The organism is Corynebacterium sp. NPDC060344 (assembly GCF_042725215.1).
GTDB lineage: Bacteria > Actinomycetota > Actinomycetes > Mycobacteriales > Mycobacteriaceae > Corynebacterium.
This window is the reverse complement of the sequence record NZ_JBHXCS010000009.1, coordinates 73,362-88,868: the sequence shown is the minus strand read 5'-3', so window position 1 is coordinate 88,868 and position 15,507 is coordinate 73,362. Positions and strand designations below refer to the sequence as shown.

Here is a 15,507-nt window from a genome sequence, read left to right as displayed (position 1 = left end):
GGCCATGGCCGCCGGCGTCATAGACGCCGACGGCACCGCGGCCATGGGTGTGGGGGCTCTGGCGTGATCGGGGATTATTGCCCTGCTCGGGCAGGGCCCAAATGCCGGTAGATAGTCCGGCTTATTCGAAAGGTACGTACACCACTTCCCTGGACTTGACCCATCCCGGGGGACACGAAAGCTCTGAGCTTGAAGAAAAGGGGGTCCGAAAGTTCAATCTCCTGCAGGTCATGCCCCCTCCGACGGCCTCGAAAACTCCGAGCTTGAATAGGTTGTTCTCAGGTTGTCCCCACAGTCGATTGCGGCTCGCTTGACGACGGCCACCGCCCCCGTGACCAGTGAAAACCCACATTCGACGCTGTGTGCCCCTCAGCGTCCACAGCCGGTGCCGGAGCACACGCAGCGGATCTCAACGCAGCTACGGACCACGTGACGGAACCCGACACTGCTGCGATCCAACACATTGTGGCCCTTAACCCCCGAGTGACGCCGCCGGCCCCGCGCAACGAAAATCCCCGGCAGGCGATGCCTACCGGGGAAACCGTGCGCCCGAAGGGATTCGAACCCCTAACCTTCTGATCCGTAGTCAGATGCTCTATCCGTTGAGCTACGGGCGCATTCGCTGTTCGGGCTTGGCCCGTGCAACGGGATGTAACGATACCCCGCGCCCAACACCGGAACAAATCCCCAGTTCACTGCGCATTTTGGGTTGTTCTCGAGCAATACTCCAGCGTGGCTCAAGCACTGCCCGAGCACGGTCCGAGCACCACCCAAGCACCACCCGAGCACCGCAATCCACCGCGCCGCGCACGCCCTTAGAGTGGTGGCATGACCTCCCCGACCCCCTCGCATCAGGTGATCGTCATCGGCGGCGGGCAGGCGGGCCTGGCCACGGCGCGGTATCTGCTCCGCGCGGGCATCGACGTCGCGGTCCTCGATGATCAGGCCGGGCCGGGCGGCGCGTGGCGGCACGTGTGGCCGTCGATGACGTTGTTTTCCACGGCGGAGTTCTCCAATCTCCCCGGCATCCCGATGCCCGATTTCGACGGCTTCCCGCCGGCTTCGCACGTCATCGATTACCTGGACATGTACGAGGACCGCTACGGCATTCCCGTCGAGCGCCCCGTCCATGTCACGCGGGTCGAGTTCCGGGGCGGTTCAAAGCGCCTGCTTGACGACGCTTCTTCCACCCCACACCCCGACGATGCCCGCTTCGTGATCCGCGGGGAGAAGCTCGCGGGGCCGGAGGAGGGGGCGGACGAGGAGGAGTCGTCGACAAGCACAACGTGGACGGCGGATCATGTCGTGGCGGCGACGGGCACGTGGGCGGCGCCGTTCGTGCCGGGCATGCCGGGGAGGTTCGGCGGGACGCAATGGCATTCGGCGAATTACCCGGGGACGGGGCCGTTCGAGGGCGCGCGGGTGGCCGTGGTGGGCGGCGCGAATTCGGCGGCGCAGATCGCGGCGGAACTGACGGCCGTCGCCGATGTCACGTGGTTCACGCGCCGCGAGCCGCGGTGGATGCCCGATGACGTCGACGGGCGGGTGCTGTTTCGGCGCAATCGCGAACGGATGCTGGCGATCCTGCGTGGCGAGGGCGATCCGGGTTCCGATTCGCAGCTCGGCGACATCGTGATGTTGCCGGAGGTCCTGGCCGCGCGCGACGACGGCCGGTTGCGGGCGACGCCGATGTTCGCGTCGCTCGATGAGTTGAACGGTGCGGGCGGCGGTCATGTCGGCGATGCCAGCGGCGGCAGCGACGGCGGTGCGGGCCCCGGCGATGAGCCCTTCGACCATCTGATTTGGTGCACGGGTTTCCGGCCGGCGCTGGGACCGGTGCGGTCGCTGCTCAATGGCCGGGAACCGGCGGTTCCGGGGCTCCACCTGGTCGGATACGGCGATTGGGCGGGGCCGGGGTCGGCGACGATCACCGGACTCGGCCCGCACGCGAAGGCCACTGCCCAGTCGATCGCGGAGACCTACGGCAAGCGCGTCCGCTGAACGCGACGCTCCCGATCAGGCGCCGAGGCCCAGCGCCTGCGCGGTCAGCTCGACGGAGCGGAGACGCTCGTCGAGCTTGGTCGCCTGATGCACGACGATGAGCTCGTCGGCGGTGGAGTACCGCCCGAACTCGGCGATCTGCTCGCGCACGCGATCCGGCTTGCCGACGGCCACGTGCCCGAACATGTTCTTCACCTTCATCCCCTGGGGAGTGTCCAGGAGCATGTCCGCCTCTTCGTCGGTCAAGCGCTTGTCGCCGCGGGCCAGCATCGACCGGACGAGGCCGCGCTGGACGGCGATGAGCTGACGGGTGGCGTCGTCCTCGTCATCTGCGGCGATGACGTTCATGGTGGCGAAAGCGTGCGGCTCCGACAGGTGCTCGGACGGCTCGAAGTTGTCGCGGTAGACCTCCATCGCCTGCAGCATCGCATCAGGCGCGAAGTGCGAGGCGAAGGCGTAGGGCAGGCCGAGCGCCGCTGCCAACTGCGCGCCGAACAGCGACGAGCCGAGGATGTACAGCGGGACATTCGTGCCCTTGCCGGGGATGGCGTTGATGCCCGGGATGAGCGTCTCGTCACCGAGGTAACCCTGCAGCTCCTGGACGTCCTGCGGGAAGGAGTCGGCGGAGCGGGGATCGCGGCGCAGCGCGCGCATAGTGCGCTGGTCGGTGCCCGGCGCGCGGCCCAGCCCCAGCTCGATGCGGCCGGGATGCAGATTGGCCAGAGTGCCGAACTGCTCGGCGATGGTCAGCGGCGAATGGTTGGGCAGCATGACCCCGCCGGAGCCGAGCTTGATCCTCTCGGTCCGCGCTGCGATCGCGGCGATGAGCACGGCCGGCGCCGACGACGCGATGGTCGGCATGTTGTGGTGCTCGGCGTACCAGACCCGCTCATACCCGGCCTTCTCGGCGGTCTGCGCCAAAGCGATGGAACCCTGCAACGCCTCGGCGTGGGTCTGATTTCCGCCAATGGTGGCCAGGTCGAGGATGGTCTCGGTGCGGATCATGGTCGCTCCTTGCAGATCGGGGCTCAATTCCTTCTCGGTTCAACGCCGGGGTACCGCCGTTTATTGCCGCATCACCAATTTCGGTCGAGTCACCGCCCGCTTCCTGATGGACCATGCCCACCACTCAGCCCCGGGCAGCAGGACCACGCTCACCACGCGGTCCCGGCCAACTGGACCACGCCCAGCACACGGCCCCGGCCAGCAGGACCACGCCGTGGGCAATCCGGATCTCCGGCCCGAAGAAGAACTGCGGCAGATAGGTGGCCAACCCAATCGCCAGCACGACCGCCGCTCGATCCCGGAGTGCGAGAAGCACGGCGCCGGCGGCGATGGCCAGCAGACCGAGCCCGAAGGCCGTCAGCTGCGGGAGCCCTTCACGAATCCCAGCGGCCGTCGCGATCGCGATGTCCTGCGGCGCCGTGGCCGCGACGACGTGCAACCCAAACGTCTCCGCGCCGAAGAACGGCAGGATCAGCGCCACTCCCCCGGCGATCCACCACTGGGCGACTCCCGGGCCTCGCGCCCGGCGCCGGCCCCACGCCAACACCGCTGCCGCGATCAGCACGAATCCGGCCATGCCGGACATGTGCGCCACGACCCACATCGGCGACGCGAACGCCTCGATCATCTCCGGCGCACCACCGGTCTTGTCGCCCCACGGCCGCAACAGCGGAAAGGCGGCCATAAAAACTCCGCCCACTATCGCGAGCACGCCCGGCAGAACCCGGCCCGCCGCTGGGCGCGGACTCGCTGGCTCTGCAGCCCGCTTTGACACCGCCTCCGGAGGCACCGTCGTCACCGCCCGTGACGCCATCCCCGAATCCTCCATCGCAGCGCCCATTGCCACCGACTTTGCCTTCGACATTGCCTTCACCCTTGCCTTCAACATCGCACCCACCACCTCACCCATTCGATTCAAGAGCACCGCTCTTGCTTACACCACCCAACGTAGAGCACCGCTCTCGAATTAACAAGAGCAGTGCTCGCTTTTTCTCCGGCTTTCGTGCGACACTGGTCCCATGACCGGGAAAAGGGAGCTCAACCGCCAGAAGCTGGAGAAGGACATCCGCACCATCGGTCGCACGCAGCTGGCCAAGGTCGGACCGGTCGCCCTGTCCATGCGCGCCATCACGCGCGAACTGGGCATGGTCTCTTCGGCGGTGTACCGCTACTACCCCAGCAAGGAAGCCCTGCTCACGGCCCTCATCGAGGAGAGCTACGCCGAGCTGGCCGCGCGCCTGGAGTCCGTCGACGGCCCCTCGCCCGCGGAGACGTGGCTGCGGCGCGCCAACGAACTGCGCAGCTGGGCCCTGGAATCCCCGCACGACTTCCAGCTGATCTACGGCACCCCGATCCCCGATTACGCCGCTCCCCCGGAAACGATCCCCCTGGCCGAGCGCGTCGCCCGGTGCTTCCTCGACCTCGCCCCGGCCGCACCGGCCTCTCCCGTCGAGGCCGCCCTGGCCGCACAGCTCGCCCCGGTCGGCGGCGACCGCGCGGCCCCGGTCTTCGCCGCGCTGTCCCAGATGATCGGCGCCCTGACCCTCGAGCTCGGCGGCCACTTCACCGGCACGGCCGACCCGGCGGACCACCTGTGGACGCACGTGGTCCGCACCCAGCTCGATGTTCTCGGGCTGGATGCGGACGGTTCGGGGTCTGCCCCGGGCGGAATTGCTTGACGACGGCCGACCGCCCCGCGCCCCGCTGAACTTGCGGGGGCACGGGGCGCAGGGCTCGGGGTGCGGAGCACCAACCGTGAGCCTTAGACGATGCCCGCGGCGTTGAACAGGCCCGCCGCCATCGCGCCGGAGACGACGCCCCACACGACCACGGCGACGAGGGTCCACGCGACGACCGTGCCCCGGTGCGCACCGGCGCCGACCAGGGCGCTCGACGTGAACTGCGAGGGCAGCAGCACGGGGCCGATGAGGCTCGCACCCGGGACGCCGAAGCGCTTCATGTTGTCCAACACGCGGGAGGAACCGCGGCTCTCCCCGGGTTCGGGCTGCTCGGAGGCGCCGCGGCGGCGTCGAAAAGCAGCGCGGACGGTCGAGCCCGCATAGACGAAGGCCAGCACCGACAGCGTGTTGCCGACGGTGGCCGCCAGCACCGCCAGCGGCATGGGCACGCCGGCGGCGACGCCGATGACGGAGCCGAGATGCGACTCGACGAACGGGATGAGGCCGATGACGGCGACCCCGAGAAACTGCACGGCGTCGGGCATGGTGGCGACGAAGTTCTGGAGGGTGGCGATGAAGTCCTGCATGACGGTTCCTTCCGATTCCGGCCCCGGTCCGATCCGGGTGCCGCTGGTGTGTGGTTCGGTGTCCACTGTCGCGGCCAGGGCGGTGCGCCGGTAGGGCTTTGGCGTCATGACCTGCCCGGATGTCTGTCATGCGCGGACCGTGACAACTGTCATTGCTCTACGGTGGTGCCCATGACCGACGCCGCCGACTCCACGGACGCCGCCGCCCGCGAAGCCGCACCCTCCCCCCACACCTCCACCCACACCGACTCCCGCACCTCCCGCTCCGTCCCCCGGGGCGCGGGCCAGCTGCCCGGCGCCGCCCCGGACCGCCCCCGCGGCACCATCTCCGGCGGCGTCCGGGCGAGCTGGTGGTATTCGCTGTCGGGCCTGGTCATGCTCATCGCCACAGGCCACGCGCTCCTTCTGCTGCCGGCCTTCGTGGCGGGCGGCACCGACGTCGCGCGCGCGGTGCTCATCGCGGTGACGTGCGCGGTGTCGGCGGGCGTGCAGCTGTCGTTCGCGCCCGGGCTTCGCGACGGCCTGGGCAGCGGCGTGCGCACGTGGCCGGTGCCCGCCGCGATGCTCGTCCTCGGCGCGGCGATCCTGGCCATCGCCGCACCCCTGCAATGGTCGTCGTTGCCCCTGATCACGGCCATATCCCTGCTGGCCTGCCGCGCCGGCGGACGCTGGTGGTGGGCGGCGATCGCGGTGTCCGCGGCGGCCATCGCCATCGAGCGAATGGCCGCGCCCGACGACGCCGGCTCGCTCCCCGGCTCGATCATCCTCCACGTGTTCTTCCCGCCGATGATCTGGGCGACCGCGTGGAGCTGGGACGTCATCCGCCGCACCGACCACGCCCGCGCGACGGAGAGCCGCCTCGCGGTAGCGCGCGAGCGCCTGCGCTTCGCCGCCGACCTCCACGACATCCAGGGTCACACGCTGCAGGTCATCGCACTGAAGGCGGAGCTCGCCGAACGGTTGCTTCCCGACGACCCCACGGCAACCCCCGCCCCCGACCCCTCCCGCATCGCCGCCGCCCGGGCGCAGATCGCGGAGATCCGCGCGCTGGCCGCCGACGCCATGGCCGACACCCGCGAGCTGGTCCAGGGCTATCGCGCCCCGGAGCTGGAGGAGGAGCTGGCCAACGCCCGCGACGTCCTGGCCGCGGCGGATTTCCGCTGCACGGTCGACGCCGCCGAGCTCCCCGCCGCCCCTGCCGCGCGCGCCATTTTCGGCCGCGTCCTGCGCGAGGCCACCACGAACGTCCTGCGCCATGGCGCCCCCGGCCCGGTGGACATCACCATCGCCCGCGCCGCGGCCCCCGGCGCTTGGCTGCTCCGGATCGGCAACGACGCACCGGCTGGGGATGGGCCGTCGCCAAGCAAGAACGGGGGTTCGGGCCTGGCGGGCCTGCGGGAGCGGCTCGCGGAGGCGGGCGGCACGCTGGCGGTGCTTGACGACGTCCCGGCGTCGCCCCCACCAGGCCACACCCGGCGATTCACCGTGACCGCGACCGTTCCCGCCGATACTGGGACCACCCCAGGCACCGGCACCGACCAGGAGGTTTCCCGATGATCCGCGTGCTCTTCGCCGACGACGAGGACATGATCCGCACCGCACTGGCCACCCTGCTCGATCTTGAGGAGGACATCGAGGTCATCGCGTCGGTCGGCGACGGCATCGAGGCCGTGGCCCGCGCCGTGGAGCTCAAACCCGACGTGTGCCTGCTCGACCTGGAAATGCCCGGCCACGACGGCGTCGAGGCGGCGGAGAAGATCGCGGGGAAGGTGGCCACGAAGTCGATCATCGTCACCAGGCACGCGAGGCCCGGGGTGCTGCGGCGCGCGATGGCCGCGGGCGTGGCCGGATTCGTGACCAAGTCGACGCCGGCGTCCGAACTCGCCGAGGTCATCCGCGCCGTCGCCGCCGGCAAGCGCCACGTCGACCCCGACATCGCCGCCTCGGCGCTGACCGCCGAGCGCACTCCCCTGACCGACCGCGAACTCGACGTGCTGCGCGTCGGCCGCGGCGCCGCGACCGTGCAGGGCATCGCCGGCGAACTGCACCTCGCGCCCGGCACCGTGCGCAATTACCTGTCGCAGGCCATGCGCAAACTCGGCGTGGCCACGCGCCGCGAAGCCTCCGACATCGCGTGGGAGGAAGGCTGGATCTGAGAGGCGCACCCCGCGCACGCAAAACCCCGGCACGCTGTCGCATGCCGGGGAAAAGTGGTGCGCCCGAAGGGATTCGAACCCCTAACCTTCTGATCCGTAGTCAGATGCTCTATCCGTTGAGCTACGGGCGCTTGTGGCGGAGGCGAGAGGATTCGAACCTCCGGCCCGTCGTGAGACAGGCAACTCCTTAGCAGGGAGCCCCATTCGGCCGCTCTGGCACGCCTCCGTGCACCAGGGGGATTCTAGCCGAGGGCCGCGCCGCGTGGCAAAAACCCGCCGGTGGCGCCCCGGAACGTCCCCGCCGCACCCGATGGGCGGGGCGAAGGTGTGCCCGGCGGGCGTCGCAAAGCAGGCGGGCGCGTATGGTTTTCGCCATGACCGGCAGCGCTTCCACCGACCAGACCCGCCCGTTGACCCGCGAGGATCTGAGCCTGATCCCTTCGTATGTGCCGGGCCAGACGACGCCGGGGGCGTTGAAGCTGGCCAGCAACGAGATGACGCAGGGGCCGCTGCCGTCGGTGCGCGATGCGATCGTCGATGCCGCCGCCGGCGTCAACCGTTACCCCGACATGGCCGCCGTCGACGTGCGCGCGACCATCGCGGAGCACCTGGGGCTGTCGACGTCGCAGGTCGCGGTGGGGTGCGGTTCGTCGGCGCTGTGCCAGCAGCTGATCCAGGCGACCTGCGCCGATGGCGATGAGGTCGTCTTCGCCTGGCGCAGCTTCGAGGCGTACCCGATCCTCGCGCGCGTGGCCGGGGCCGTGCCGGTGGCGGTGCCGCTTGACGACGCCCACCGCCACGACCTCGACGCCATGGCCGACAAGATCGGCGAGCGCACCCGTCTGGTGTTCGTCTGCAACCCGAACAACCCGTCGGGCACGACGATCACGGCCGCGGAGTTCGAGGCGTTCATGGCGAAGGTCCCCCGCGACGTCATCGTGGCGCTCGACGAGGCCTACATCGAGTTCGTCCAGCCGGCCGACGGCGATCTCGGGGCGGCGGGGCGCGCGTCGGGCGTGGACACCCCCAATGCGGTCGATGCCACGGCGAAGTACCCCAACGTCGTGGGCCTGCGCACGTTTTCCAAGGTCTACGGCCTGGCGGGGCTGCGCATCGGCTACTGCTTCGGTGCGGCGGAGCTGATCGAGGCCATCAACAAGGTCTGCATCCCCTTCTCCGTCAATGCTCTGGCGCAGGTCGCGGCGATCGAGTCGCTGCGCGCGGTCGACGAGCTCGAGGCCCGCATCGCCGGCGTGCGCGACCAGCGCGTCCGCGTCACCGCCGCCATCAACGGCGCCGCCGGCGCGGAGGTGGTCATCCCCGATTCCCAGACCAATTTCATCTGGATGCCCGAAGAGCGCCTGGCGTCCCTGGCCGGTGCCGGGACGCTTTCCGACGCCGACGTCGCCGATTCCCAGTCCCTCGGCGAGTTTTTGGCGGGCAAGGGCGTCGTCGTGCGCTTCTTCCGGGGCGAGGGCGTCCGCATCTCCATCACCGACGCCGCCGAAACCGACCGCCTGCTCGCGGCGCTGGGGTTGTAGGACGCTGGGGTTGTAGGGCGGCGGGGCTGTAGAGCGCTCGGGATGTAGATCCCTGCGCCTTTAGGAGCCGTCCTCGCAGCGCCCGCCATGCGGCGAATGCTCCGCGATCGCCTCGGCGATGGCGTCGAGCATTTCGCGGGCGGTGTCGTCGGTGGCGTCGCCGGGCCGCGCCGCGATGGCCACGCCGACCACGCCGCCGTCGGCCGGGATCGTGCCCAGCTGGCGCGACAGGTACTCCCCGTCGAGGTTGGGGCCCCAGCCGCCCTTGAACATGGCGCCGTCGATATCGCCGAGCCCGTAGGACTGGTAGTCGACGATGTCCCCCATCGCCTCGAGCACCGGATCGGCATCATCGAGGCACGGCAGATTCGCCGCGAACGCCGCCTGATCGGGCAGCTCCCATTCGACGTCGCCCGGCGCGGTCCACGCCTCGAATTCGGTGCTGGTGTCGCCGCCGTCTTCCAGGACCTCGTTGACGGCCTTCGCGGCGGCGGTTTCGCCGCCCAGCGACACCCACAGCGATTCTGCGGCGTAGTTGTCGGACTCCGAGATCATCGACGGAATCAGATCGTCGACCCACGGGTTCTCCCGGTGCGCGGCGATGGCGACGGGAACCTTGGACGTGGACCAGGCCGCGACGTCGGAAAGCTCTCCCGTGCTCACCGGCCCATCGCCGGAGGTGGCGCCGGGCAGGGCCAGCGCAATGGCCGCCTCGCCGTCGAACTCCTCGGCGATGGCGTCGATCTCCGCGGCCAGGGCGGGGTCGACGGCGTCGTCGATGATCCACTCGCCGTCGCGCAGATCATCGGCGCCGGAACCGGACTCCGAGCCATCCGGCGCGGCGCAGGCACCGGCGACCAAAGTCGCGGCGAGCGCGCACGCGGCGGTGGCGCGGCGGGCAGTCATGGAGGAAGGCACGGTGCGCGACCTTAGCAGGAGCCTCCCGCGGGCATGTGGCGTTGGAGCGCGGCGGCGATCTCCGTCAGCATCGCCTGCCCGGACTCGTAGGTGCCGTCGGTCGGGCGGGCGGCGATGGCCACGCCCAGCTCACCGCCGTCGACGGGGATGGAGCCGAACTGGCGGACCAGGTACATCCCGGACTCGTCCGGGCCCCAGCCGCCCTTGAAGCGCACGCCCGGGATCGTGCCCAGGCCATAGCGCTGGTCGGCGGCGATGTTGCCCATGGCCTCGACAACCGGGGCCGCACCGCTGATGCAGGTCAGCCCCGCCGCGAACCGTGCCTGATCGGGCAGGGCCCACTGCGTCTGGCCGAAGGCGGTGAACTCGGGGCGGATGCGCTCGGCGTTGATGTCGGTCATGACGTCACCGCCATCGCGGAGGACGTAGTCGGCGGCGGTCGCTGCGGTGGCGGGGTCGCCGAGGCCCGCCCACATCGCTTCCGCTGCGGCATTGTCGGACGCGGAGATCGCCGCGGTGACGTTGGCGTCGGCGCCGCCGTGGAGGCGCACCGACGCGATGGCGATGGGCACCTTCGACGTCGACCACGCGACGCCGGTGAGGAAGTTGCCCGCCAGCTGCGGGCCGTGGCCCGTGACCCCGGGGGCCACGACGGCGAGGCCGGCTTCGCCTCCCCAGTCGGCCAGGATGTCGTCGATCTCGGCGGAGAGCTCCTCGGAGAGGCCGTCGGTGCCGGGCGTCGTGCTGCCGTCGCCGGGGCCATCGCCGGGGCCTTCGCCGTTCCCCGGCCCGGCGGATGCCGGCGAGGTCGGGTTCGGGCGGCCGTCGTCGGTGGTTTCTGCGGCGCCGTTCGTCCCGTCCGCGCCATTGGCACTGCCATCGCCGCTGCCGCCGGGAAGCGTGCAGCCACCGAGCGCGAGCCCGCCGGCGAGCACCGCCGCCAGCAGCGCGCGCCCGGACCACCTAGACAATGTGCACCACGGCATTGTTGCCGCCGCGGCAGGTGACGTAGTCGCCGTCGTCGGTGCAGCTCATGGAATATGTCTGGCCGGTCACGGGGCTGTAGGCGGTGATGGTGCCGTCGAGCTGATCCGTCGCGTTGTAGTGGTCGACGAAAGAGTCGCGGACTGCCTTGGTGAACGGGCAGCTCGTCGTCGACGTCCCCGCGTAGTACAGGTTCAGATCGCCGGGCTCGCCGGAGCCGCCGCACTTGCCCCAGCTCGCCGGGGCGACGAAGCCTTCGGCACGGCCAGGCGCGGACGTCTCGGTGGGCTGGGACTGCGTCGGCGCGGCGGTCGTCTGCGTGGGATCGCCGCCGCTGCCGCCGTCATCACGATCCGCCAGGAGGAAGTACCCCAGTGCACCACCCGCGGCGACGATGAGCAGCGCCGCGAGAATGATCAGCGCGATCTTGCCGCCGCCCGATCCGCCCTTGCCGCCGGACTGCTGCGACTGCGGGTACGCCCCGGAATAACCACTCGGGTAACCACCCGGATAGCCGCCGGGGTAACCGTCCGAACTGGGCCGATACTCGCCTTGGCCGGTCGGGAACGCGCCGGGACCACCCTGCGCGCCATAGCTTCCCTGCGCACCGAAGCCACCCGAACCGCCGTAGCCACCCTGGCTTCCCTGGCCGGACTGCCCGCCGCCGGCATACGAGTCGCCCGGAGCAGCCGTCCCCCATCCGCTCCCGTCGTAGGCGCCGGGAGCGTTGGACCACGCTTCCCCGTCGATGGGCTCCCACTGCTCGGTGCGGTCGCGGCCGCCGCCATTCGCGCCGCCGTTGCCGCCGTTCGCGCCGCGGCCGCCGGGCCGGTCATCGCCAAAAGGACTGCTCATGGTTGTCGTGGCTCCTTCTCAGACGTTCATCGTCGATTCTGGCACAGGCCCCGGACGGGGCCACCCCGCCTTCCCCGCGAACGGGGAGGACGGGGTGGAAAAAGCTGCCGCCGGGGCGGGCACCGAAAACTGCCGCCCGGTGGGGTCTAGCTGGAGCCCAGCGAGCCGAAGGCGGCCGGCAGGGAGTTCTCCACGGTGATCGGGGTGCCGCCGTTGACGCTGCGGAACTCGGGGCCGATCAGGGAGCCGATGCGGACGAAGCCGCCGTGCTGGTACTGGCCCAGCTCCTTGGGGGCGCGGTAGGTGAAGTCCACGACGATCGACTTGGACTTGGACACGGTGGGGTTGTCCGCGAACAAGCCGAGGAAACCACCCTCGGTCCACGACAGTCGGATTTCCTGCATGCCGTTGCCCACCGGCACGGTCGTGCGGTCCTCGGCGGGGACGACGTGCAGGGCCTCGCCGAGGGCGTTTTCCTTCATGCGGGTGACGGAGACCAGCTCGAAGCCCTGGGGCATGATGTCGGCGAGCTCGCGGACCTTGCCGCCGTTGTCGTTGTTGCCGATGATCTCGATGCGCGTGGTCACCAGGCCACCCGGGGTGACCGTGGCGCCGCGGGTGACCTGCTTGTACATGGTGGCGCTCCAGATCAAGCCGGTCGTCGAGCCGAGCTCCTTCTTCGGCGCCGACGACTCGCCCATGCCGGGCATGAGGGAACCGAAGTCGGGCAGGACGGGGTTGACCTGGGCGGAGGCCGGGGAGGCGACGCCGATGGCCATCGAGGCCGCGATGGCGGCGGTGGCGGCGGCGCGGATGATCTTCTTCATGCTTGCTCCTTGATTCGTGGGGCTGCAACCGCGGTGCGGTTGTGCTTTACGACGCCAACGGCGCCGCATCGGGCGTCTTAGTTGGAGGAACCGGAGTTCAGGGAACCCCAGTCGATGGAGCCGGAGGAGTTGTTGTCGCCGCCACCGGGCAGGCCCGGGATGTCGATGATCGGGCGGGGGGTGACGTTGACGGACGGGCCGCCCTCGTCGACCTTGGTGGAGTGCGCGAAGTAACCGCCGGCAGCGGAAACCTCCATGCCGGCACCGGTCTGGTTCCAGCCGGTCTGCTCGGGGGCGACGTAGGTGAAGTCGACGGAGAGCGAGCCCTGGCCGATGTGGATGCGTCCCATGCCGTTGTTGTTGAAGTCGACGCGGGTGTCGCGCTTGCCCTCGCGCTCGACGCTCGTGTACTGCTCGGCGGTCAGCGTCTTGGCCTCGCCGCCCGGGAGGTTGACCACGACGGAGTCGATCTGGAAACCGGCGGGCATGACGTCGGTGACGGCCTGGACACGAGCCTCGGAGAGCAGGCCGCTCTTGCCGCCGACGACCTCGACGCGGAGGGTGATCTTCTCGCCCTGGACGACGTTCTGGCCGCCCATGACCTGCTTGAACAAGGACGCGGTGTAGACGCCGCCCTGGCTGATCTCCTCGCCGATCGGCAGGCGCTGGCCGGGGACGAGCGCCTGGGCGGCGCCGGCGATCTCGCCGAGGGGGCCCGGCAGAGTCGGCGCGGCGACGGCGGCACCGGCGGCGCCGAGGAGCATGGTGGTGGCGGCGGCGCCGGCGATGGCGGCGCGGGTGATGTTCTTGCGCATTGGGTTTCCTAACGGTGAAGGGGAATTCCGGTGTGCGGAAAAGGTGGGTGGGGTGGGTGACGGCGAGCCGTCGTCAAGCTGGGTGCTACTCGTCCCCGTCGCCCTGGTTGAGCGAACCGAGGTCGACGGAATCCAGGCCGAGGGACCCGAGGATCGAATCCCAGTCGATGCCCGCAGAACCGGCCGGCGGGGCAACCGGGGCCTCGACGACCTCGATGGGCTGGGCACCGGTCGCGGCACCGCCATTCATCGGGTAACCCGACGGGACCCACGACAGGAAGGTGCGGCCACCATGCTCGTACGTGCCCAGCTCCTGCGGGGCGCGGTACACGTACTCGAGGGTGACGGTCTCGCCGGTGCGGATCTGCGGATGCTCGTACGGGCTGCCGCCGAAGGTGACCTCGACGGTCGAGCCCTCGGCACCGTTGTCGCGGAAGCGGTAGTCCTCGGAGCCGAGCTTGGTGACGGTCTCGGCGCCGTCCTTCTTCTCGACCCGCGCCACCGACACCAGCTCGAAGCCGGCCGGCATGGAGTTGTGCAGCTGGCCGACGCGGGCCACGCCCTGGACGCCCTCGGCCTCCAGGCGCATGGTGACCTCTTCGCCCGGGGACACCTTCGCGCCGGAGGTGAGCTGCTTGAACAGGGCGACCTCGTACAGGACGTCATAAAGGCCGTCCGCCTTGATGTTCTCGCCGATCTGGACGCGCTCGCCGGCGGTGACGGCATCGGTGACGCCTTCGACGGCCTCGGCGCCGGTGGAGCTGCCCGGCACGGCCGGGGCGGCGGGGGCATCGGCGGGCTGCGCGAACGCGGCGGCGCCGGCTCCGACGGTCAGGGACGCCGCAATGGAAATGGTGGCTGCGGTGCGGATGATTCTTGTCGCGCGGTGGCGCATGAGAATTCCTCTGCTTGTTCGGGGTGGTCGGTCATGGGCGGCGGGGTGCCCACCAGCCCACATCCGTGGGTTGCCACGTGGACTCGACGAACGGAAAATGCTCGGCAACCAATGCGGTGGAACAATCTCTGTTCCCGGCAATTACAACCCAAGTTCGTTCGTCACGCCATTTTCGGGCCAAAACTTGCCCCGTCCAGGTGACCCCAAGGATTGGGGCCTCACCTGTGCGGGGCTCGTTCGGGACTACTCGGCGGGCTCGGCCGGCTCCTCGGCGGGCTGGTCGTCGCCCTCGTTGTTGGAGCCGGCACCGCCGAACAGCGAGCCCCAGTCGATGGAGCCCCAGTCGATGGAACCGGACTCGTCGCCGGGCACCTCCGGCACGTCGATCGGCGGCTCCGGAATGATCGGGCGCTCCTTGACCTCGATGGGCTGGGCACCGACGTGGCTGCCGGGCTCGCTGGCCCCGAAGCCACCCCAGGCGACGGCACGGGCGTATCCGCCGTGCTCGTAGGTGCCGATCTCCTCCGGCGCGCGGTACACGACATCGACGGTCAGCGTCTGGCCGGCTTCGAGGGTCGGGCGATTTCGGTCGTTCGTGCCGAAGTTCACGCGGATCTCGCGCAGGCCGTCCTCGCGCTCGACGACCTCGTACTCGCCCTCCTGGAGGATGGTCGGGTTCTCCCCGTCCTCGCCGACGGTGATGCGCGCGACGGAGACGAGCTCGAACGACGACGGCATGATGTCGCGGATCTCGCGGACGTGGGTGGTGCCGCTGACGCCCTCGGCCTGCAGGCGGACGCTGACCGGGTCACCCGGGTAGACCTCCTGGCCCACGGTGACCTGCTTGAAGAACGCGGCCTGGTACGCGCCGCCTCCGAGAACGCCGCCCCAACCCTGCGTTTCACCGACCTGCACGCGCTCACCGGTGTTGAGCAGCGGGACCTCGGGGACCTCGGGGGTTCCGGGCAGCTCCGGGACGCCGGGCACTTCGGGCACCTCGGGCGCGGCAGAGCCCGGCAGCTGCGGCATGTTCTCGATGGACGACGCCGCGGGGGCCTCCGGCGCCGGGTTCTCGGCCGGCTGCGCCGAGGCGGGCGCGATCACGCCGGCGATCAGCGCCGTCGACGCGGCACCGGCGATGGCGGCGCGGCGCACGGCCGCGGTTCGGGTGGTGTTGTTTCGCATGTTTGCTCCTCGTTAGTGCACTTCACAAGATTGGACTGCTTGACGACGCCCACGTGGAC

General features: G+C 70.2%; 15 protein-coding genes and 3 tRNA genes. 5 read left to right on the top strand and 13 right to left on the bottom strand.

Going from position 1 to position 15,507, the window contains the following annotated elements; all coding sequences use genetic code 11:
- Positions 1 to 544 precede the first annotated feature (544 nt).
- Positions 545 to 617, bottom strand: a tRNA-Arg gene (locus ACFWGD_RS10965).
- Between the two features lie 211 nt (positions 618 to 828).
- Here ACFWGD_RS10965 and ACFWGD_RS10960 point away from each other — a divergent pair.
- Positions 829 to 2,001 (top strand): FAD-dependent oxidoreductase, encoded by a 1,173-nt coding sequence (locus tag ACFWGD_RS10960; RefSeq protein ID WP_377778733.1) that lies wholly within the window; start codon positions 829 to 831, stop codon positions 1,999 to 2,001.
- Positions 2,002 to 2,016: 15 nt separating this feature from the next.
- Here the strand turns inward: ACFWGD_RS10960 and ACFWGD_RS10955 are convergent, their stop codons facing one another.
- Both ACFWGD_RS10955 and ACFWGD_RS10950 read right to left on the bottom strand, forming a co-directional pair.
- Complete coding sequence (locus ACFWGD_RS10955) at positions 2,017 to 3,006, bottom strand: LLM class flavin-dependent oxidoreductase (protein ID WP_377778732.1); 990 nt, start codon at positions 3,004 to 3,006, stop codon at positions 2,017 to 2,019.
- A 124-nt stretch (positions 3,007 to 3,130) separates the two neighbouring features.
- Positions 3,131 to 3,691, bottom strand: a complete 561-nt coding sequence (locus ACFWGD_RS10950; RefSeq protein ID WP_377778731.1) for a hypothetical protein — start codon at positions 3,689 to 3,691, stop codon at positions 3,131 to 3,133.
- A 334-nt stretch (positions 3,692 to 4,025) separates the two neighbouring features.
- On the opposite strand from ACFWGD_RS10950, the gene ACFWGD_RS10945 reads away from it, so the two are divergent.
- On the top strand, positions 4,026 to 4,685 hold the full coding sequence (locus ACFWGD_RS10945; protein ID WP_377778730.1) for a TetR/AcrR family transcriptional regulator: 660 nt from the start codon (positions 4,026 to 4,028) through the stop codon (positions 4,683 to 4,685).
- An 83-nt stretch (positions 4,686 to 4,768) separates the two neighbouring features.
- On the opposite strand, the gene ACFWGD_RS10940 is transcribed toward ACFWGD_RS10945, so the two are convergent.
- Positions 4,769 to 5,272: a hypothetical protein gene (locus ACFWGD_RS10940; protein ID WP_377778729.1), complete on the bottom strand. Its 504-nt coding sequence runs from the start codon at positions 5,270 to 5,272 to the stop codon at positions 4,769 to 4,771.
- 171 nt (positions 5,273 to 5,443) lie between these two features.
- Here ACFWGD_RS10940 and ACFWGD_RS10935 point away from each other — a divergent pair, with 171 nt between their 5' ends.
- A complete protein-coding gene (locus tag ACFWGD_RS10935; RefSeq protein WP_377778728.1) occupies positions 5,444 to 6,829 on the top strand; it encodes a sensor histidine kinase in 1,386 nt (461 codons plus the stop codon).
- A complete protein-coding gene (locus tag ACFWGD_RS10930; RefSeq protein ID WP_377778727.1) occupies positions 6,826 to 7,428 on the top strand; it encodes a DNA-binding response regulator in 603 nt (200 codons plus the stop codon). Before ACFWGD_RS10935 ends, ACFWGD_RS10930 begins: the two co-directional genes overlap by 4 nt.
- Positions 7,429 to 7,483: 55 nt before the next feature.
- Here the strand turns inward: ACFWGD_RS10930 and ACFWGD_RS10925 are convergent.
- Positions 7,484 to 7,559: transfer RNA gene (locus ACFWGD_RS10925), tRNA-Arg, on the bottom strand.
- A 3-nt stretch (positions 7,560 to 7,562) separates the two neighbouring features.
- Positions 7,563 to 7,654 (bottom strand) — tRNA-Ser (locus ACFWGD_RS10920).
- A 148-nt stretch (positions 7,655 to 7,802) separates the two neighbouring features.
- Between ACFWGD_RS10920 and ACFWGD_RS10915 the strand changes: the two genes are divergently transcribed.
- A complete protein-coding gene (locus ACFWGD_RS10915) occupies positions 7,803 to 8,969 on the top strand; it encodes a histidinol-phosphate transaminase (RefSeq protein ID WP_377778726.1) in 1,167 nt (388 codons plus the stop codon).
- A gap of 60 nt (positions 8,970 to 9,029) precedes the next feature.
- Here the strand turns inward: ACFWGD_RS10915 and ACFWGD_RS10910 are convergent, their stop codons facing one another.
- The 7 genes from ACFWGD_RS10910 to ACFWGD_RS10880 all read right to left on the bottom strand — a co-directional run bounded on the left by ACFWGD_RS10910 (position 9,030) and on the right by ACFWGD_RS10880 (position 15,448).
- Entirely contained in the window at positions 9,030 to 9,887 is an 858-nt protein-coding gene (locus ACFWGD_RS10910) for a hypothetical protein (protein WP_377778725.1), read from the bottom strand.
- An 11-nt stretch (positions 9,888 to 9,898) separates the two neighbouring features.
- On the bottom strand, positions 9,899 to 10,858 hold the full coding sequence (locus ACFWGD_RS10905; protein WP_377778724.1) for a hypothetical protein: 960 nt from the start codon (positions 10,856 to 10,858) through the stop codon (positions 9,899 to 9,901).
- Positions 10,851 to 11,726 carry a hypothetical protein gene (locus ACFWGD_RS10900; protein WP_377778723.1) on the bottom strand — a complete coding sequence of 292 codons (876 nt, stop codon included), beginning with the start codon at positions 11,724 to 11,726 and terminating at the stop codon, positions 10,851 to 10,853. Before ACFWGD_RS10900 ends, ACFWGD_RS10905 begins: the two co-directional genes overlap by 8 nt.
- A gap of 146 nt (positions 11,727 to 11,872) precedes the next feature.
- Positions 11,873 to 12,553, bottom strand: a complete 681-nt coding sequence (locus ACFWGD_RS10895; protein ID WP_377778722.1) for a hypothetical protein — start codon at positions 12,551 to 12,553, stop codon at positions 11,873 to 11,875.
- Between the two features lie 77 nt (positions 12,554 to 12,630).
- Positions 12,631 to 13,368 (bottom strand): hypothetical protein, encoded by a 738-nt coding sequence (locus tag ACFWGD_RS10890; protein ID WP_377778721.1) that lies wholly within the window; start codon positions 13,366 to 13,368, stop codon positions 12,631 to 12,633.
- Between the two features lie 85 nt (positions 13,369 to 13,453).
- The gene (locus ACFWGD_RS10885; RefSeq protein ID WP_377778720.1) at positions 13,454 to 14,263 is read right to left on the bottom strand and encodes a hypothetical protein; all 810 of its coding nucleotides are present in this window, start codon (positions 14,261 to 14,263) and stop codon (positions 13,454 to 13,456) included.
- Positions 14,264 to 14,506: 243 nt separating this feature from the next.
- Positions 14,507 to 15,448, bottom strand: coding sequence for a hypothetical protein (locus ACFWGD_RS10880; RefSeq protein ID WP_377778719.1), 942 nt, complete (start codon positions 15,446 to 15,448; stop codon positions 14,507 to 14,509).
- Positions 15,449 to 15,507 lie beyond the last annotated feature (59 nt).